Here is an 18,611-nt window from a genome sequence, read left to right on the forward strand (position 1 = left end):
CATCATCCGCCACACCCGGACCAGCTGCTTTTTCGCATTCTGAGAGTACTTGGTGGGTTTGTGATTGCGCCGGTCGATGCGCACCACGTTTTTGACCCCAAGGGTCTTGGAAGTCAGATACCGCCGAGCTGTGGACCGACCGGCCCCGGTCGAGGCACAGAACTGATCGATAATCTCTGATTTCTCTGCTTTGGTTCCGGTGCGGTAATCGGTGCGCAATTGCTTGGTGACTTCTATGCGTGTAGCCATCGAGGTTCTTTCCTTCTTCATAACTTCAGGCTAGAGTCTCGCGCTCACGGTCTGTGAGGCACGACACGAGCTAGACGCTCAATATGAATAAGGTACGTCGCCGTTTTGCGATGCTGCCGGTTCCGTAGTATCGTAGGTAGCTGTTGTGCGTGTCCTCCCGGATCGCAAGCGCAGCATGGCCCGACGCAGTTGCATCGTCGTAGGGTCGTTGCAGCACCGGGAACGAACGGACCCGGCATCACGCCAGTCCTCACCTGGTGTACCGGATGCACCGTTAACTTAACAGCGATTTCGCGTCGTTGGTTCTCACGACCACACGTAGCTTCGCTAACCGAACACCGACATACGAAGGCTAATACATAGTGCGTACGTTTACACCAACGCCAGACGACGTTGATCGTCAATGGCACGTCATTGACGCCACCGATGTGGTGCTTGGACGTCTTGCCAGCCAGGTGGCAACGCTGCTGCGCGGCAAGCACAAGCCCACTTTTGCACCTCACATGGACATGGGCGATTTCGTCATCATTGTCAATGCTGAAAAAGTCGCTTTGACTGGCGCCAAGCTCGAAAAGAAGCAAGCTTACCGTCACTCCGGTTACCCGGGTGGCCTCACCTCAACGTCTTATGCTGAACTGCTGGAAAAAAACCCAGTTCACGCTGTTGAGAAGGCAATCAAAGGCATGCTGCCATCAAACCGCCTCTCAGACCAGATGATTAAGAAACTCAAGGTCTACGAAGGCACCGAACACCCACATGCTGCACAGCAGCCAAAAGAATTCGTTATCGATCAGGTTGCCCAGTAGGGTCACACTCTAAGTTCAAGGAGAACCCATGACTGAAAACGTCAATGAGATCGCTGAGGACCAGGAGCTGACCAGCTACACCTCGGAATCTGCCAATACCCCCGTCACCGAAGAAGTGACCGAACGACCACCACTGACCCAGTCCGGTCAGGCTGTTGGTCGTCGTAAGCGCGCCATCGCCCGTGTCCGCCTGATCCCAGGTACCGGTTCATGGAAAATCAATGGTCGCGACCTCGACACTTACTTCCCGAACAAACTGCACCAGCAGGAAGTCAACGACCCATTCCGTATCCTCGAGCTGTCCGGCGCATACGACGTCGTTGCACTCGTACACGGTGGTGGGCCATCCGGCCAAGCCGGTGCTGTCCGCCTCGGCGTTGCACGCGCGCTCAACGAGATTGACCGCGAAAATAACCGTGGCCCGCTGAAAAAAGCAGGCTACCTGACTCGCGATGCTCGCGCAGTAGAGCGGAAGAAAGCCGGTCTCAAGAAGGCCCGCAAGGCTCCGCAGTACTCGAAGCGTTAATTCGCCCACAGTTCTCAAAACATCCGTCAACGCTATGTTGGCGGATGTTTTGTTTAACCACAAATTTCTTAGAACGCTCCGACATCTCAGCGAGAATCGACCATGTCACCAAGCCGCCCATCACGATACGATCGGAAGGAGAACAGAACCTTATTCGGTCAAGGGGCGTGACACGAAGATGATGAGCCAAACTGATGGCCAACTCCACATGGCAGTCGACACCGGTGGAACGTTCACCGATGTGGCCGTGCGCGGTGACGACGGCCAAATGGCCGTGTGGAAACTTCCTTCAACACCGTCTGCTCCAGATGACGCGGTGATAGCAGGTGTTCAAGGAGCCCTTGAACGTGTGGGTCGTTCACCGGAAGAACTCACCCGATTTGTCCACGGCAGTACAGTCGCCACCAATACGGTGATCACCCGTGACGGCGCCCGCGTCGGCATGATCACCACCCAGGGATTTCGTGATGTGCTGGCCATCGCCCATCAGTCTCGACCCGCGATCTATGATCAACACAAGCGTCGACCTGAGCCGCTCATTGTTCAAGAAGCCATCGTTGAGGCAACACAACGCATGGATGCTGGGGGAACAGTACTGGTAGAACTCGACGAAGCTGCCCTAGCCGAAACACTCAAACCGTTGGCAGCCATGGAACTCGACGTCATCGTGGTCTCGTTTCTCAACGCCTATGTCAATCCCAAACACGAACAACGCGCTGCAACCATCGTTCAAGACGCCGGTGTAGCCCCGCAGGTCGTCGCAGCCACAAGCATCTGCGCTGAAATGCGCGAATACGAGCGCAGTTCAACGGCAGCCATCAACGCGTATGTTTCCCCCAAAATTACCGGGTACATCCAACGGCTCGAGCAAGGACTGACCAAGACTGGGATGAAAACTGGGTGGCGGATGATGCAGTCATCCGGTGGGTTGCTTAGCCCCAGCGATGCCGCAGAACATCCGGCACGCACGGTCCTGTCTGGACTGGCGGGGGGAGTGGTTGGTGCCGCGAATTGGTCCAAACATCTGGGGCTACGGCGAACCGTTTCCTTCGACATTGGTGGCACGTCCACCGATATCGCTCTGATTCGCGACGGGGTCCCCGATGAAACCCTAGCGTCCGAGATCGCTGGGTTGCCCCTCCAGCTTCCAGCAGTCGATGTCCACACCATTGGAGCCGGAGGTGGGTCGATTGCCTGGTTGGATTCGGGAGGCGGTCTACGGGTGGGACCGCACTCATCAGGCGCCGAACCAGGACCCATTAGCTATCAGCGCGGCGGCCAAGAACCAACCGTCACAGATGCTCACGTAGTTTTGGGCCGACTCGGCGATGAATTGCTTGGCGGAGAATTCCAACTCGACGCCGCTGCAGCACGCGAAGCGATGGCCACGTGGGGCGAAACTATCGGGCTGAGTGCCGAAGACACGGCTGAAGGCATCTTGCGCGTCATCACCGCAACGATGTCCCGCGGGATCCGGAAAGTCTCGGTCGAGCGAGGCATCGACCTACGCTCCTGTGACTTGATGGCCTTCGGAGGTGCTGGACCGCTACACGCGGCAGATCTAGCGAGAGAACTGGGTATGCAATCTGCGGTTATTCCACCCCGACCAGGTATCGCATCGGCGGTCGGCATGCTTGATGCACCCATCCGCCACGACTATGCCACCAGCGTCGAAGCAAAGACGAGCTCAACCCTGGCAGAACTGCAAGACGTCTTCGACACCATGCGTGAACGTGCAGCAGACCAGCTCGACGATCCAACCGCTGAAACCAACTACGAATTGCTGGTTGATGCCCGATACATTGGTCAATCATATGAGCTCACGGTCGCCTACGACCCCGAGTGGGAACGCCAGCAAACACTGTTTGAAGAAGCCCACGAACAAAACTACGGGTTCGCCGATCCAGATGCTTTGATGGAAATCGTGGTGGCCCGACTGGTGGTGACCCAGCAGCTCGAGCACGGTGCTTTAGAATCTGTGGCCTCCATCGATGCTGAGGTGACACCCACGAGCCACCGGGATGTGTATATTGACGGAGCCTGGCGGGAAGTGCCGATATATGATCGCACCACATTCGGTGCAAAGACTGTGATCGAGGGGCCCGCGGTGATTGAACAGTTCGATTCAACCATTTATGTTCGTCCCGACCAGATAGCTGAAAATGACACTTACGACTTCCTGCACATACGCCAGGCAACGGAACAGGAGTGACTATGCGTGATGCAACACTGAACCCGGTCGAACTAGAAATCGCGCGAAACCGCCTGGAATCAATCTCCGAAGAAGTCGGCACCGCACTCATACAAACCAGTTACTCACCCAATATTAAAGACCGGCGAGACTGTTCGGCGGGCATCTATGGCCCGGACGGCATGCTCATCTCCCAAGCAGAACACATTCCGCTGCACCTGGGGCTCATGCCCACATTGATCAAAAACGCTCTGGCCTCCTACGGCACTGAACATTTGGTAGACGGCGACGTCCTGGTGACCAACAACCCCTACCTCGGCGGGTCACATCTGCCCGATATGTGCGTCATTACCCCCGTGTTCTGGCAGGACACACTCGTTGCAGTGGTCGCAAATATGGCCCACCATGTCGATGTCGGCGGTATCACGCCGGGCTCCATGGCGACCCATGCCACCGAAATCTTCCAAGAAGGCATCCGCATTCCACCGGTGAAGCTGTTTGCAGCAGGCGAGTTGCGTCATGAGCTCTTGGCCGTTCTCTTGACTAATATTCGCACCCACGATAAAACTCGCGGTGACATCATGGCACAGGTCGCAGCCAACCGGTTGGGAGAACGCCGGCTCCACGAACTGTTGGAAGAGTGGGGCAACCAGCGCTTTGGGGTGTCAGCCACAGCACTGGTGGAGTACGCTGCTCGTCGCACCCGCTCAGCCATCGAGCAGCTACCCGACGGGACCGGAATATTCACCGATTATCTGGAGCACGACGGGAACCAAGAAAATCCGTTGGCTATCACAGCAAGAGTCCAAGTCGAAGGCGACCACCTGACCGTAGACTTTTCCGAGACCACCGACCAGGTAGCCGGAGCCGTCAACTGTTCCTGGGCGGTGACCGAAGGATGCGTCGCCTACGTCATCAAACTTCTGACCGACTCATCTTTGCCATCCAATGCAGGACTCATGGAACCCATCGACGTCACAACTCGGGAAGGCTCCCTGGTGGCTGCCACGTTCCCGGCACCTGTATCCAACGGCAATATTCAAACGTCACAGCGGATCGTAGACGCCCTGCTCGGTGCGTTTCACCAATTCGCCCCCGAGTACGTGCCGGCGGCATCTTCTGGCTCGATGTCCATCATGACCATCGGCGGATTTGACCAGGACACCGGCCAATATTTCTCCTATGTTGAGACCTATGGTGGAGGCCAGGGAGCCATGCCTGATCAAGCAGGTGCCTCTGCGATCCACACGCACATGACCAATACACGCAATACCCCGTGCGAAGTGATCGAACGGGAATATCCATTACGGGTCGAGGCCTATCGCATCGTCGAAAACACCGGCGGAGCCGGACACTACCCCGGAGGTGATGGACTCCTGCGTCGTCTTACCCTGACCCGCGGCACCGCTCAGGTGGTGGCCGGCACCTCGCGCGTTACCACCGCCCCGTGGGGGTTAGAAGGCGGCAGCGACGGCCGACCCGGCAAGGTGATACGACATGGTAACGATGGCGACGAACTTCGTGAATCCATGACCCGTTTCGAGGTTTCTGCAGGCGAGGGGATCACGATTCAAACCGCCGGTGGCGGGGGCTACGGTCAAGGTCAATAACCTGGTCACAACACGATGAAAGGTGACACATGTCTGCCGCAACAACTATCGCGGAAGTTCAACAGGTATATGCTAGCGGACGCACCCGAAGTGTCGCATGGCGTCTGAGCCAACTAGCTGCACTTCAACAACTCCTCGAGGATAATGGCCCGACGCTGGAAGCGGCTCTGGCTCAAGATCTAGGGAAAAATGGGTTCGAAGCCTGGGTCTCTGAAATTGGACAGGTTCTCACCGAAATCCGTTGGCTTCGAAAACACACCGCCCCGTGGGCAAAACCTCAACGAGTTCGCACCCCGCTCGCGCTGTGGCCGGCCAAGTCGATGATCGAACATGAACCACGCGGAACAGTCTTGATCATTGCACCCTGGAATTACCCGGTCATGTTGGGGCTCTCACCGCTGGCGGGTGCGGTAGCAGCCGGTAATGCCGTGGTGCTCAAACCATCCGAGGTTGGCAGTGCCGTAGAAACCGTGCTGCAGGAATTAATCCCCTATTACCTGGACCCCCATGCGATCCGTGTGGTGACCGGCGGGCCCGATGTTGTACACGAGATGATTGATGCTCGACCCGATTACGTATTTTTCACCGGGTCACCGAAAGTGGGCTCAATCATCGCCACGGCCTGTGCAGAACGCCTGATCGAATACACCCTGGAACTTGGCGGACAATCACCGGCTTATGTGCACCACGATGCAGATCTGGCCACGGCCGCCTCTCGTCTGGTGTGGAGCAAATACCTCAACGCAGGACAAACCTGCGTGGCCCCGAACCACATCTATGCCCACGAATCGATAGCCGAGGATCTTGTCACGGCGATGATCAAAGAAGTGCGTCGCCAATTTGGCAAAGACCACGCGCGGGATCCAAGCTATCCGCGCATGATTACTGCAGACCACACTAAATCTCTGGTAGAACTTCTTGCTGAGACCGCAGGTGACGTGGTCTACGGCGGGAACTGCACACCATCCAAGCGCTATTTCGACCCCACAATCGTCACCAATGTGAACGAAGACGACGCGTTAATGTCTCGTGAGCTCTTTGGCCCCGTCCTACCGGTCATTACCGTCAACGATGCTGACGATGCTCTCGATCGGATAGCCAAACGTGAGAACCCGTTGGCTTTCTACCTCTTCACCCAATCAGAAGCACTCAAAGACCATGTTCTGCCACGGATCGTTGCCGGGGGAATAGGCATCAACGTGCCGCTAATGCACTTGGCAACACCCCATATGCCATTTGGCGGTGTGGGGAGCTCTGGTCACGGCAGGTATCACGGGATCTGGTCCCTGCGCACGTTCAGCCATGAACGCGCCGTATTAGATAAACCGGTTAAACCAGACACCCTGAAACTCGTGAAGCATCCGGCACCATTCTGGGCACATTGGGCGGTGCGCAAGCTCCTCACCGGTGGATATAATCCGGGCCGGGATCTAGCACGTGCCCGCAGTTACCGAAATCAGCCCTTGGACTAGCTCATGAAGAAGGGCCCGCTGGGTGGCCATTGCAATCACAGGGGCATCCCGTCTGATCCTAGGAAAAGAAAAATCCTCCAGTAATGCCCAGAAACCGCTAAAATATAGAGAATCTAGTCGCTGTGACAGGAAGGAGACTGAGCCACGATGGGCCATACCGACTCCGTGATCCATCACGAATTCGAAATGCCTGCCCGTGATTTTTCGTCTTCTCTTGTCTGTCGAGGCCGAAACAGCATGCTTGACCCTGGTCTCAACCAACGATCAACATCGAGCATGCCTCGAGACAATACGGCAGGTATGCAAGGTCTTGCCATACTGTGGAATGGCCACGTCGTGAGTGCCGCGACCAGAACCGCTCACATGTGGGCCGATATTCCTGTCGAACGCCGACAAAGTTTACGGCAGAAGCTTTCCAATTATCCAAAAATATGCAGTCCGACTCCTGTGCGTCACAACGCCGTGCAGATCTGCAGGTCACAAAGAATTGAAAACAATGTCTAAATTATTTGGTACCGACGGTGTTCGAGGCGTAGCCAACGAGAAAATCACCGTTGAACTTGCAACGAAACTCTCTCAGGCAGCGGCCGAAGTCCTCGGCCATGAAGACTCTGCCAACCGCCGTCCGAAAGCCGTCGTTGCTCGAGACCCACGAATCTCGTCGGAATTTATTAACGCTGCCGTGTCAGCGGGCTTGGCCTCCTCGGGGGTCGATGTTTTCGACGCTGGAGTGCTACCAACGCCTGCAGCTGCCTTTCTCGTGGATGATATCAACGCCGACTTCGGCGTGATGATTTCGGCGTCGCACAACCCGGCACCAGATAATGGCATCAAATTCTTATCCCGCGGCGGTGAGAAGCTCACCGACGCACAAGAAGACCGCATTTTGGAACAGCTGGAGCACGAGCCTCGCCGACCGATCGGAGCAGAGGTTGGTCGCGTACGTCGCTTCTCGGATGCAGAAGACCGTTATGCACTGCACCTGCTGAAGACGATGCCGAATCGGCTAGAAGGCATGAAGATCGTTATCGATGCCGCACACGGTGCTGGTTCCGGGGTGGCACCAGAGGTGTTCACGCAAGCCGGTGCCGAAGTAGTAGTGATCGGTGCCGACCCGGATGGCTTGAACATCAACCACAATTACGGTTCAACCCACATGGAGAATCTCCAGGCCGCCGTGCTCGAGCACGGCGCGGATCTCGGTGTCGCACTCGACGGCGACGCCGATCGTTTCCTTGCAGTCGATCACAAGGGAACCATCGTTGACGGTGACCAGATCATGGCAATGATGGCTGTTGCGCTTAAGGATCAGGGGGCGCTGAAGGACGATACCCTCGTGGTGACGGTGATGAGTAACCTCGGTCTGAAATTGGCGATGCAGCAACACGATATCAACGTGGTCGAGACGAAAGTGGGCGACCGCTACGTCCTAGAAGCAATGGCTGCCAATCAGGCTTCGTTAGGCGGTGAGCAGTCAGGGCATATTATCTTCTCACAATGGGCTACCACCGGAGACGGGATCCTGACCGGCCTGCAGCTCGCGGCCCGCATGAACGCCACCAAGAAGAAGTTGGCCGATCTGGCGACCGTTATGACACGTTTGCCGCAGGTCTTGATTAATGTGAAAGACGTAGACAAAGCTGCGGTCGATAGCCACTCGGTCGTGAAACAAGAAGTGGTCGCCGTTGAATCCCAACTCGGAGAAACAGGACGGGTCTTGTTGCGACAGTCAGGTACCGAGCCAGTCGTTCGTGTCATGGTTGAAGCCGCTGATAAAGCCACCGCGCAGCAACAAGCACAGTACTTAGCTGATGTGGTATCCGAGAACCTGCCACTGTGACACAGCAAAATTCTGAAGAGCCATTCGAGACAGACCGGCACAAACACGGTTACTTCGAGCGGGACGTCGACGACTTCCATCGCGAAGCAAACGTTCTCGCGGGGCACGACCCGCAGAGCGTTTCGGCTGACCCACCCGAGAATCTGCGGTTCCGCCGTCTTGTAGTCTTTGCGACCCTGACGATCATGGGGCTGTGCGCAGCCGCGATAGCACTTGGACTCATGGCTCTGCCAGAGTGTGAGAATCCGCAATACAACTGGATGCCTTGTATTCCGAATCTCTAAGTCGTTGAAAAGATAGAAAGCCGCCGAACATCAGTGTTCGGCGGCCTTTGCCATAAAAGTTGTAGGTGCGGGGTTTAGTGTTTCGGACCGGAAACTAGAGCGTTACGGATCTCAGTCAGCAGAACAACTTCTTCAGTTGCCTCTTCTTCCTCAGCATGCTTCCCACGCATTTCAATGAGCTTATTCATTGGCATCACGATAGCGAAGTAGACGGCTGCGGCAATCAGTAAGAAATTCACGATTGCGGTAAGGAGGACGCCGAATGCGATTTCGTTTCCGTTGAGGGTGACTTTGGCGAACTCATCGAAATTTGGTGAACCGACGAGAGCCGAGATTAACGGCATGAGCACCGAGTCGGTTAGCGCTGTGACGACCTGGGTGAATGCGGCACCAATAATGACTGCGACGGCAAGATCCATGACGTTGCCCTGTGTGAGGAAATCTCTAAAACCTTTGAACATGGATCATAGTATAAGGCGGAAGAGTACTGCCCCCTCCTGAGGTGCACGTCACGTCAAGGTCTAATCTTTGTAGTCAGGCGCGGGTTCAAGCCCAAATTCTTCCTCCGCGACGCCAGAACTTTCGAAAATTTGCGTCGCATATTGTTCACCGAAATAGCGGAGATGCCATGGTTCATATTGGAAGCCGGTGATGTCTTGCGCGCCGTCGGGATAGCGGACGACGAATCCATACTCGTGTGCGTGTTCTGCAAGCCACTGACCGGCCGCTGTTTCTCCAAAACTCGTTTGTAGCGTGTGCTCTCCGTCCAGAGCGTCAATGTCCAGTGCTAAGCCGGTTTGGTGTTCTGAATGGCCCGGCCGTGCGGACATACCGTTCGTATTCTCAGCACCATATTGTTCGAGATAGCGGTCATACAACTCTTGTTGGTAGTCATACGAACGGAACGATGAAACAGCCTGGAGCTCAATATCATCGTCTTTGGCCGCGACGAACATTGCTTCAGCTGCTTCGGCAGCTTCCTCACGCAGTTGTTGAGTTGCCTCGGTGAAATCTGAGGACAGCTCGACAAGGTCGTCGGGCGTATAGTCAGCCGGTAACGGTCGAAGTTTATTGACGATCACCGTGACTGAGTCAGAAGACTCCAAGTCCTCGGGTACCGTCTCTTCTGGATCTGGGGTGCTGTCATGATCTCTGGAATCTGCAGTATCTTCGGCAGTTTCCGAAGGCTCGGCATTGTCAGAGCCTGAGGAATCTGGAAGCGCGACCTTAACCTGTGGGATTTCTGTGGTTATGCGAGCCGTAGGTTCTTCGGAAGGCTCGGCGGGAGGTTTTTCTTCGTCGGTTTCATGAGCGTTTGCTGCTGTGTCCTGATTTTCAGACCCTGTGAGCTCATCTGTGGCACTTGAAGCCGGGGCCAGGGCAGATCCGTGGGTCTCCCACTTTCCTCTTTCGGGCATAACCGATTCTGGGCCAGCTGTATCCACGTCGGTGGTAGCTTGCAGCGTGGTCTGTTCGCGCTGCCGCATAAACTCCTCATGGTTCATAAGAGAATAGGTGGTGACTTCGCGCCCCATCGTCTCTGCAATAACTACGGGAGATGCATAAAGTGCTCCGGCGAGGCACGCCAAGGTGACCGTCGTGGCGGTAAAAGTCACCCTAGAGGTGCGCAACATTGCTAGATCTTCCTCATCAACACGCGTTTGACATGGTGGTCTGCGTTCTTGGTCAATACTAGCTTAGCCCTGCCCCGAGTAGGTAGGACGTTTTGCACAAGGTTGGGCCCGTTGATGCGATCCCAGATGTCGGTGGCTGTTTTAACAGCCTCATCATCGGTCAGCCCTGAGTACCGGTGGAAATAGGAATTTGGATCTGCGAAGGCACCGGAGCGCATTTCCATAAACCGGTTGACATACCAGTTGCGAACCGCGTGGTGGCTGGCATCGACATAGATCGAATAGTCAAAGAAATCGGAAACTGACAACCCTGATGTGCCATCGGAACGCGGTCGCGGTGGAGCAAGTACATTGAGCCCTTCAACGATGAGCACATCAGGCCGGCGCACCACAATTTGTTGGTTGGGCACAATGTCATATGTTAAGTGCGAATACATCGGCGCTCGAACTTCCGGGACGCCGGCTTTGACATCGGAAACGAAGCGCAGCAGCCGACGCCGGTCGAAAGATTCCGGAAACCCTTTTCGTTCCATGAGGCCGCGGCGCCGTAGTTCGGCATTGGGATACAGGAAGCCATCGGTGGTCACCAGTTCGACGCGTGGAGTATTAGGCCATCGACGCAGCATCTCCTGCAGCACACGAGCAATTGTGGATTTTCCGACGGCGACCGACCCGGCCACCCCAATCACAAACGGTGTACGACGGGTGGTCTCGCCTAGAAACTCGTTCGATGCTTCCCGAAGGCGGGCAGAACCGTCCACATAAATGCTCAACAACCGCGAAAGTGGAAGGTAGACTTCGGCGACCTCGGTCAAGGACAATCGATCTCCGAGGCCGCGGAGCCGTTCAACATCGGATTGGTCAAATGGTTGCTCGAGCTGATGCGCTAGCCTAGACCATGTGGAGCGGTCGAGTTCGATGAACGGTGAATATGTTTGTTGTGGTTCGAACGGTGGTGAACCCACAAACGAGATGGGCTCGGTTACAGGACTCACCGGAGTATCCGGAGAATCTGAGGAACCCTGTGGAGGGTATGGCGCATCGTTGATGTGGTAATTCACCTATTCATTATCGCTCACGGGCCGGCGAAGTGAGCAATTATTGATAATCCACTTCACTACCGGCTTGTTCCATTGCCACCCACGACATCGCAGGAGGACCGTTGGCTAGTGCCGATGACCAGGTCAAATCACCGGCCAACAGCACCGGGCTCATGCAGGCTTTCTTGGCCTACTCCCTTTGGGGCGCACTCCCCATAGTATTTGCTCTGTACATGACGCCCAACCCCGTCGATCTTCTGTCGTGGCGCATTGTGATGGCGCTTGGTGTAACGCTGGTTGCGGTCGCAATCGTCCGGGGCGGTTGGCAACGCTTGGGCAAGGTGCTGAAAAATCGGCGCGACCATTTGCTGCTGATCTTAGCGGGCCATCTGATTGCGGTGAACTGGGGACTCTATATTTATGCTGTTGCCAGCCATCGAGTCCTTGAAGCCTCGTTGGGATATTTCATCAATCCGTTGATGACCATTGTGCTCGGCGTCGTCCTCCTAGGGGAGCGCTTGCGTCTTTTGCAATGGATCGCCGTGGGCATTTCATTGATAGCCGTCATCGTTCTGACTTTCGACTATGGAAATCTGCCGTGGGTATCACTTGGTCTAGCGAGTTCGTTCGCCTTCTACGGTTTAGTGAAAAACAAGCTGGGGCCCACGGTGGATTCCTTGACCGGCCTAACGGTGGAGACCATGTGGTTATCGATCCCCTCGACGGTGTGGATTGTGTTGGCGTCTTTGGGCATCTTTGCTACCGCAGGTGGGATCGGGGTCTTCGAATCCTTTGACGCCATTCGTGCATACTCCTTACCGGTCGTCGGAATCATTACGGTGGTCCCATTGGTGCTCTTCGCAGGAGCTGCCGCACGTTTACCCCTGTCAACCGTCGGAATGTTCCAATACATTGCTCCGATCGCCCAGTTCCTCTTCGGGTATTTCGTTTTCGAAGAAGTGATGTCGACCGGGCGCTGGGTTGGGTTCATTCTCGTGTGGCTTGCCGTGCTGATATTGATCAGCGATGTCCTTCGCCAAATCCGACAAAATCCGAAGTTACGTATCAAAACATCACAACAGTCACGTGAAGAAAAGGTAGACTACCAAGCATGATCATTGGCATTGGTGTGGACATGGTTGATATTGCGCGCTTCGAGCGGCAGTTAGAGCGGACTCCAAAACTCCGTGACCGGTTGTTTACCCCCGCAGAGCGAGAGCTCAGTCTCCAATCATTGGCTGCACGTTTTGCAGCGAAAGAAGCAGTCGCCAAAGCCCTCTCTGCACCGGCCGGCATGAACTGGCAGCACTGCCAAATTGGTCGCGAACCTTCGGGTGAACCCTACGTGGTGCTCACCGGCACGGTGGCTGATATCGCTGAGGCCAAAGGCGTACGGCGCTGGCACCTCTCGCTATCCCACGACGGTGGATGGGCCACAGCAATGGTTGTCGCAGAGGGCTAATGCAACCCGTTTTTACCGGAACCCAGATACGCGGCGCTGAAGCGCCCTGGCTGGAGGCCGGTCACGGCCCCACGTTGATGCGCCAGGCAGCCTGGGGTCTAGCACACCATATTCGTCAACTGCTACACCGCCGTGGCGCCGTGTACGGCAGCCGAGCAATTGGACTCATTGGCAAAGGCAATAACGGCGGCGATGCGCTGTTGGCGCTCAGTTTTCTTGCCGACCGCGGGGTGTCGATCGCCGCGGTAGCCATCAACACCACGCACGATCAGTTCCACCCGGAAGCACTGGCCGCTTTTCAGCGTGCCGGTGGACGAATAGTTTCGACGATCGGTCCCACCGTTGATGTCGTGCTTGATGGAGTATTTGGCACTGGATTTCGAGGGAGCTTCGATCTTCCGTGCTATCTCCACGACCATAACTTAGCTATCCCCGATACGGCAGCCGTTGTTGCCTGTGATATTTCTTCGGGACTCATGGCAGATACCGGAAACATTCCGGGTAACGTGCTGCGCGCTGATGTGACCGTGACCTTCGGTGCGTCCAAACTCGGTTTACTCATCGGTGACGGCGGCCAACACAGCGGCGAGGTCGCTGTGGTCGACATTGGATTGGGCTCAGAACTCGACGGGGTTCAAGACCCCTGGTGGATCGCAGACGAGTCAGACATTCGGGCTGGCTACGGCACCCCTCGATGGGATGTACATAAGTATTCTCGGGGCGTGTTGTCAGTGGTGGCAGGATCCCCGCAGTATCCCGGAGCGGCCGTTTTGGTCGTCAATGCCGTCGCGGCCACCGGGGTCGGGTATATGAGTTTGGTCGCGCAGCGGCCCCGCGACAACAAGGTGGCTGATCAGGTTTTGGCAGCACACCCGCAAGCCGTGGTCGAAGCTGAGGTCGCCCCGAAGGCTAGCGCTGTGGTGATCGGACCAGGACTCGGGAGCACCGCGGATGACCAGGAACGATTTAGCGAAGCACTCCAGGCGGCCCAACGCCAACAGCTCCCGGTGCTTGTGGACGCGTCGGGTCTCGACCTGTTGGATGAAGAAAACCTGGCAGAAACCTACACCGCGATGGTACTGACCCCGCATATCGGTGAAATGCAGCGTCTGGTCAAACGTCTGGCGCCAGAACTACAGGAAGCGACTCCCGTAGAACAGGCCAGCGCATTTGCACGGCGCTTCGGAGTATGGATTGTACTGAAGTCGGCTGATACCTATGTTGTGTCACCCGGGACTCTTCGAAGCGTGCACCCCGCCAAGACCTCAGAACTTGCAACGGCCGGAACCGGCGACACACTAGCCGGGATCTTGGGGGCCGGTATCGCTGCGCTAGACCCTGCACGCAAGGACTTCCATCACGAGCTGTTCACCGTGTTAGCCGCCGGAGTACGACTGCACTCTCTGGCCGGTGAGCTTGCCGCGGCAGACGGCGGCATCGTGGTCTCGAGTTTGCAAGACGACATTCGTGCGGCCAAGCGCTACGCCATGGCGTCGTCGTAGGAACTGTGTCGATCTGCAGAAACACGAATGGTCTGGAATAATGGGCGGCATCATGGCTACAAGTTGGACTGCAACACCGGAACGCTGGGTGACGATTGATCACTCCGCGCTAGCGCATAATATCGATACGATTGCTCGCTGGGTCAAACCGGCCCAAGTGATGGCAGTGGTGAAAGCTGATGGATATGGCCACGGGGCCGTCGAAGTCGCCCAGACCGCAGTGGCAGCCGGTGCAACTTGGCTTGGCACCGCACACGTTCGTGAAGCCCTGGCCCTGCGTGAAGCCGGTATCACCGCGCCACTAGTTGCCTGGTTGCACACCATCAACACCCCGTTTGAAGCCGCCGTAGCCCAAAATATTGACCTCGGCGTATCTGGTCCAGAAATCGAATCCGTGGCCGATGCCGCGCGAGCCAGCGATCTGCCAGCACGTATTCACTTGAAAATCGATACCGGGCTATCCCGCAACGGTGCCGTACCGGAGGAATGGGATGCACTGTGCCGTCGGGCTTCGGAACTCCAACAATCCGGTATCGTCCGCGTCGTCGGGGTCTTTACCCACTTTGCCGTCGCCGATGACCCAGTGGGCGAATCAGATGTCGACGAACAACTGCGGGTGTACCACGAAGCCGTGGAAACCGCCCGGAAACATGGACTCACCGTCGATGTCCGCCACGTCGCCAATTCCCCGGCGCTGCTCTCACGCCCCGACACCCACCTCGATATGGTGCGTGCCGGTGTGGCCATTTATGGGCTGAGTCCCTTCGCGGATCGCACCGCAGAAGATCTCGGACTGCGTCCCGTTATGAGCTTTGGCACCACAGTGGCACACAACAAACCCGCAGATGAAGGCACCGGAGTGTCCTACGGGTACTCCTACCGCGTGCAGAAACCCACCAGACTCGCGCTGATCCCGTGTGGCTATGCCGATGGCGTGCCCCGCATAGCTGAAGGCGCGCCCGTCTGGATTGATGGTCAGCGCTATCGTGTCACCGGTCGGATCGCCATGGATCAGTTTGTCGTCGACCTTCATACCGACCGTGAAGACGACGCAACCGCGCCCGTGGGGACGACCGTTGAACTCTTTGGCGCAAAATCCGGCATAGCATCCGACGCCTGGGCGCAGGCCTGTGGCAGCATCAACTACGAAATCGTCACCCGCATCGGTGCCCGCGTGCCACGAGTCCACCAGCAATGGGTGTGACCATGAATTACAGCGCACAACTGCCAGACCTAGCCGCCACCGAGAATTTCGCGCTCGCAGTCGCCAACCAACTCCAGGCCGGAGACGTCATCATTCTGACCGGTGAACTGGGAGCCGGAAAAACGACGTTCACCCAGGGACTGGCACGCGGATTGGGCATCACCGCGGCCATTACCTCACCAACATTCGTGTTAGCACGGCACCACACCCACCCAGCAGATGGGCTCAACCTCGTCCACGTGGATGCCTACCGGATGAGTGGTGAAGATGAGCTTGCCAGTCTTGACCTGGAAACCGCACTAGAAGACTCCGTGGTCGTGGTCGAATGGGGCCGAGGCACAGCCGAAGCGCTCACCGATGCCTACCTGGACATTGAACTGCAGCGCCCCGGAGCCGTCACCGACGAACTCGTCACCGATTTCTCCGATGACGATGTGGAGGAATCCCGCACCGTTCTGGTCACCGGATACGGGCCACGCTGGGAAGGAAGCAGCCTCGCATGAGCAAAACCTATCTCGCCCTTGATACTTCGGCGACAGCCTCAGCAGCCGTGGTCCGGGACGACGACGTGATCGCCCATCGTTGCACCTCGTCACAACGCAACCACTCCGAAGTCCTCGCCGGCTTCATTACCGAGGCGCTGACCGAAGCCACTATTGATCCCAGTACTGCTGAAGGCCTCGACGGCATTTTTGTGGGAGTCGGACCTGGACCATTTACCGGCCTACGCGCGGGCATTATCACCGCCCAAACACTGGCACACACCTGGCAATTGCCTGTCTATGGGGTGCTGAGCCTGGATGGTTTAGCCCACCGGGTTGCAGCCGATGCCTTCCGGGTTGGAGCCGAAGAGTTCGTCGTCGCCACCGACGCCCGGCGCAAAGAAGTCTATTGGGCCCACTATGACAACATCGGGGGTCAACCCCAGCGACTCCACGGCCCCTTCGTCAACGCAGCACCTGATGTGACCGAGCTGCCGGTATTCGGTGCCGGAGCTGGACTCTACCCCCAGGAACTCTTCGGAATCGCCGGATTCACCGACGCGGTACCCGATGCCAGCGACATCGCGGCTTACGGCACCATCGCACTGCGCCGCGGCCGTGGACTGCAACCGGTCGAACCACAATATTTACGCGGCCACGACGCCAAGATCCCCAAACAGCTGCGCTCATGACCCAGTCAACACACGTACCACTACCGGCCGGCTACGTCATGCGGACCTGGGCCGAAGAAGACGTTGAGGCGGTGTCGCAGCTCGATGCCCTGGTATTCGGTCCAGACAGCTGGTCACATGAGATCTTCCGTCACGAATACCGCGCCTCAACGGAACAGAACCCGCATAGCTTCTACCAGGTCATCACCTATGGCGGCGTCGTGATTGGATTCGCCGGTCTGCTGTACGGGCCGCCCTTTGCCGATGTCACCACCATCGGGGTCCATCCCGATCACACCGCCCAAAAACTGGGTGCCGCCCTGTTGGTATGGCTCATGGACACTGCGCAGGAACTTGGAGCAATGGATATTCTGTTGGAGGTGCGCGCCGACAACACCCGTGCACAACGTCTGTATACCGACAACGGTTTCGAACACATCCACACCAGACCCAAGTATTATCCTGGCGGTATAGATGCCTGGGTCATGCGGAAAAGACTGCGTCAACGCGGTCCCTCGAGCGCCGTGGCGCTAACGGATAAGGAGTAATGTGAAACATCCCACCGTGCTAGGGATTGAAACCTCCTGCGACGAAACCGGCATCGGAATCGTTGCAGGCACCAACCTGCTAGCTCACCAGGTGGCCTCGTCGATGGATGAACACGTGGCCTTTGGCGGCGTGATCCCTGAAATCGCTGCTCGCGCCCACGTCACCGAATTCCTACCGGTGCTCGAGGCCGCGTTAGAAGAAGCCAACATCACGCTCGACGACATCGACGCCATCGCTGTGACTGCAGGACCGGGACTGGCCGGTGCGCTCATGGTCGGCGTGTCCGGTGCAAAAGCACTGGCGCTAGCCACCGGCAAACCGCTCTACGGTATCAATCACCTGATCGCCCACATCGGGGTCGGCTACCTCGATGCTTCGGGAGCTGACCTGACGAGGGTCAACCAACTGGGTGCCCTGTTAGTTTCGGGTGGACACTCCGAGATGCTGAAGATCAACTCCCTGACCTCAGATGTTGAACTACTCGGCGGAACCATTGACGACGCCGCTGGTGAAGCGTATGACAAAGTCGCCCGGCTCATCGGAGCCGGCTATCCTGGCGGGCCTGTTATCGACAAGATGGCTAGCCAAGGTGACGGACGGGCGTTCAAATTCCCACGTGGCCTGAGCGCACCAAAGAACATGGGCACCCGCGATGCACCAGGAAAAGACCGCTACAATTGGTCCTTCTCTGGCCTAAAAACTGCAGTGTCTCGTGCCGTAGAACAATTCAAAATCCGCGACATGGAGATTCCTGCCAACGACATTGCAGCGTCCTTCCAAGAAGCCGTCGCCGACGTCATCACCAAAAAAGCGGTGCTGGCAGCCACCGAACACGACATCGACCACATACTGCTCGGCGGGGGAGTAGCTGCTAACTCACGACTCCGTAACCTGCTAACCGAGCGCACTCAAGCCGCAGGCATCGGTCTGACCATCCCACCGATCAACCTGTGTACCGATAACGGGGCGATGGTCGCAGCCCTGGGCGCACAACTGGTCGCAGACGGAATTGTCCCATCAGATCTAGGATTCTCAGCTGACCCGACACAGCAAGTCAGCATCATTTCTGTCTAGCTTCAGGGGCTGAAT

Annotated in this window: 19 protein-coding genes; 15 read left to right on the forward strand and 4 right to left on the reverse strand. The window is 56.9% G+C overall.

The features are described from left to right. Window positions 1-249 (reverse strand): UBA domain-containing protein (locus G583_RS0109780; RefSeq protein WP_022870996.1); only part of this gene is annotated, 249 nt, incomplete at its 3' end. 362 nt (window positions 250-611) lie between these two features. Between G583_RS0109780 and rplM the strand changes: the two genes are divergently transcribed. From rplM to G583_RS0109815, 7 genes are all read left to right on the forward strand, one after another. Further along, complete coding sequence (gene rplM / locus G583_RS0109785) at window positions 612-1,055, forward strand: 50S ribosomal protein L13 (RefSeq protein WP_022870997.1); 444 nt, start codon at window positions 612-614, stop codon at window positions 1,053-1,055. A 28-nt stretch (window positions 1,056-1,083) separates the two neighbouring features. Further along, the gene (gene rpsI / locus G583_RS0109790; protein WP_022870998.1) at window positions 1,084-1,581 is read left to right on the forward strand and encodes a 30S ribosomal protein S9; all 498 of its coding nucleotides are present in this window, start codon (window positions 1,084-1,086) and stop codon (window positions 1,579-1,581) included. Between the two features lie 181 nt (window positions 1,582-1,762). Next, the gene (locus G583_RS0109795) at window positions 1,763-3,793 is read left to right on the forward strand and encodes a hydantoinase/oxoprolinase family protein (protein WP_022870999.1); all 2,031 of its coding nucleotides are present in this window, start codon (window positions 1,763-1,765) and stop codon (window positions 3,791-3,793) included. A 2-nt stretch (window positions 3,794-3,795) separates the two neighbouring features. Beyond that, entirely contained in the window at window positions 3,796-5,382 is a 1,587-nt protein-coding gene (locus G583_RS0109800; RefSeq protein WP_022871000.1) for a hydantoinase B/oxoprolinase family protein, read from the forward strand. Window positions 5,383-5,411: 29 nt separating this feature from the next. Further along, on the forward strand, window positions 5,412-6,854 hold the full coding sequence (locus tag G583_RS15470) for an aldehyde dehydrogenase family protein (RefSeq protein ID WP_022871001.1): 1,443 nt from the start codon (window positions 5,412-5,414) through the stop codon (window positions 6,852-6,854). 496 nt (window positions 6,855-7,350) lie between these two features. After that, window positions 7,351-8,694: a phosphoglucosamine mutase gene (gene glmM, locus G583_RS0109810; protein WP_022871002.1), complete on the forward strand. Its 1,344-nt coding sequence runs from the start codon at window positions 7,351-7,353 to the stop codon at window positions 8,692-8,694. After that, window positions 8,691-8,978, forward strand: coding sequence for a hypothetical protein (locus G583_RS0109815; RefSeq protein WP_022871003.1), 288 nt, complete (start codon window positions 8,691-8,693; stop codon window positions 8,976-8,978). The genes glmM and G583_RS0109815 overlap by 4 nt, the downstream gene beginning before the upstream one ends. A gap of 74 nt (window positions 8,979-9,052) precedes the next feature. Here G583_RS0109815 and mscL read toward each other — a convergent pair whose 3' ends face one another. The 3 genes from mscL to coaA are packed head-to-tail and all read right to left on the reverse strand — an operon-like array spanning window position 9,053 to window position 11,586. Next, window positions 9,053-9,439, reverse strand: a complete 387-nt coding sequence (gene mscL, locus G583_RS0109820; protein WP_022871004.1) for a large conductance mechanosensitive channel protein MscL — start codon at window positions 9,437-9,439, stop codon at window positions 9,053-9,055. A 60-nt stretch (window positions 9,440-9,499) separates the two neighbouring features. Next, on the reverse strand, window positions 9,500-10,612 hold the full coding sequence (locus G583_RS16410; RefSeq protein WP_022871005.1) for a D-alanyl-D-alanine carboxypeptidase family protein: 1,113 nt from the start codon (window positions 10,610-10,612) through the stop codon (window positions 9,500-9,502). Between the two features lie 2 nt (window positions 10,613-10,614). After that, a complete protein-coding gene (gene coaA / locus G583_RS0109830; protein WP_051129711.1) occupies window positions 10,615-11,586 on the reverse strand; it encodes a type I pantothenate kinase in 972 nt (323 codons plus the stop codon). Between the two features lie 188 nt (window positions 11,587-11,774). On the opposite strand from coaA, the gene rarD reads away from it, so the two are divergent. The 8 genes from rarD to tsaD are packed head-to-tail and all read left to right on the forward strand — an operon-like array spanning window position 11,775 to window position 18,596. Next, window positions 11,775-12,767 carry an EamA family transporter RarD gene (gene rarD, locus G583_RS15480; protein WP_022871007.1) on the forward strand — a complete coding sequence of 331 codons (993 nt, stop codon included), beginning with the start codon at window positions 11,775-11,777 and terminating at the stop codon, window positions 12,765-12,767. Further along, on the forward strand, window positions 12,764-13,114 hold the full coding sequence (locus G583_RS0109840) for a holo-ACP synthase (protein WP_022871008.1): 351 nt from the start codon (window positions 12,764-12,766) through the stop codon (window positions 13,112-13,114). Before rarD ends, G583_RS0109840 begins: the two co-directional genes overlap by 4 nt. Further along, window positions 13,114-14,616 carry a bifunctional ADP-dependent NAD(P)H-hydrate dehydratase/NAD(P)H-hydrate epimerase gene (locus G583_RS15485; RefSeq protein WP_022871009.1) on the forward strand — a complete coding sequence of 501 codons (1,503 nt, stop codon included), beginning with the start codon at window positions 13,114-13,116 and terminating at the stop codon, window positions 14,614-14,616. The genes G583_RS0109840 and G583_RS15485 overlap by 1 nt, the downstream gene beginning before the upstream one ends. Before the next feature lie 52 nt (window positions 14,617-14,668). Continuing rightward, window positions 14,669-15,820, forward strand: coding sequence for an alanine racemase (gene alr / locus G583_RS15490; RefSeq protein ID WP_040895635.1), 1,152 nt, complete (start codon window positions 14,669-14,671; stop codon window positions 15,818-15,820). A gap of 2 nt (window positions 15,821-15,822) precedes the next feature. After that, complete coding sequence (tsaE, locus tag G583_RS0109855) at window positions 15,823-16,323, forward strand: tRNA (adenosine(37)-N6)-threonylcarbamoyltransferase complex ATPase subunit type 1 TsaE (protein ID WP_051129712.1); 501 nt, start codon at window positions 15,823-15,825, stop codon at window positions 16,321-16,323. Next, window positions 16,320-16,994 carry a tRNA (adenosine(37)-N6)-threonylcarbamoyltransferase complex dimerization subunit type 1 TsaB gene (tsaB, locus tag G583_RS0109860; RefSeq protein ID WP_022871012.1) on the forward strand — a complete coding sequence of 225 codons (675 nt, stop codon included), beginning with the start codon at window positions 16,320-16,322 and terminating at the stop codon, window positions 16,992-16,994. Before tsaE ends, tsaB begins: the two co-directional genes overlap by 4 nt. Next, on the forward strand, window positions 16,991-17,521 hold the full coding sequence (rimI, locus tag G583_RS0109865) for a ribosomal protein S18-alanine N-acetyltransferase (RefSeq protein WP_022871013.1): 531 nt from the start codon (window positions 16,991-16,993) through the stop codon (window positions 17,519-17,521). Before tsaB ends, rimI begins: the two co-directional genes overlap by 4 nt. A 1-nt stretch (window position 17,522) precedes the next feature. Further along, entirely contained in the window at window positions 17,523-18,596 is a 1,074-nt protein-coding gene (gene tsaD / locus G583_RS0109870; RefSeq protein WP_022871014.1) for a tRNA (adenosine(37)-N6)-threonylcarbamoyltransferase complex transferase subunit TsaD, read from the forward strand. Window positions 18,597-18,611 lie beyond the last annotated feature (15 nt).

It is taken from the genome of Yaniella halotolerans DSM 15476 (assembly GCF_000420805.1).
Lineage (GTDB): Bacteria > Actinomycetota > Actinomycetes > Actinomycetales > Micrococcaceae > Yaniella > Yaniella halotolerans.

Coding starts and splice junctions, on each gene's coding strand:
- rpsI (WP_022870998.1), top strand. CDS start 1,084: ATGACTGAAAACGTCAATGAGATCGCTGAGGACCAGGAGCTGACCAGC.
- G583_RS0109795 (WP_022870999.1), top strand. CDS start 1,763: ATGAGCCAAACTGATGGCCAACTCCACATGGCAGTCGACACCGGTGGA.
- G583_RS0109800 (WP_022871000.1), top strand. CDS start 3,796: ATGCGTGATGCAACACTGAACCCGGTCGAACTAGAAATCGCGCGAAAC.
- G583_RS15470 (WP_022871001.1), top strand. CDS start 5,412: ATGTCTGCCGCAACAACTATCGCGGAAGTTCAACAGGTATATGCTAGC.
- glmM (WP_022871002.1), top strand. CDS start 7,351: ATGTCTAAATTATTTGGTACCGACGGTGTTCGAGGCGTAGCCAACGAG.
- mscL (WP_022871004.1), bottom strand. CDS start 9,439: ATGTTCAAAGGTTTTAGAGATTTCCTCACACAGGGCAACGTCATGGAT.
- G583_RS16410 (WP_022871005.1), bottom strand. CDS start 10,612: ATGTTGCGCACCTCTAGGGTGACTTTTACCGCCACGACGGTCACCTTG.
- G583_RS0109840 (WP_022871008.1), top strand. CDS start 12,764: ATGATCATTGGCATTGGTGTGGACATGGTTGATATTGCGCGCTTCGAG.
- G583_RS15485 (WP_022871009.1), top strand. CDS start 13,114: ATGCAACCCGTTTTTACCGGAACCCAGATACGCGGCGCTGAAGCGCCC.
- alr (WP_040895635.1), top strand. CDS start 14,669: ATGGCTACAAGTTGGACTGCAACACCGGAACGCTGGGTGACGATTGAT.
- tsaE (WP_051129712.1), top strand. CDS start 15,823: ATGAATTACAGCGCACAACTGCCAGACCTAGCCGCCACCGAGAATTTC.
- tsaB (WP_022871012.1), top strand. CDS start 16,320: ATGAGCAAAACCTATCTCGCCCTTGATACTTCGGCGACAGCCTCAGCA.
- rimI (WP_022871013.1), top strand. CDS start 16,991: ATGACCCAGTCAACACACGTACCACTACCGGCCGGCTACGTCATGCGG.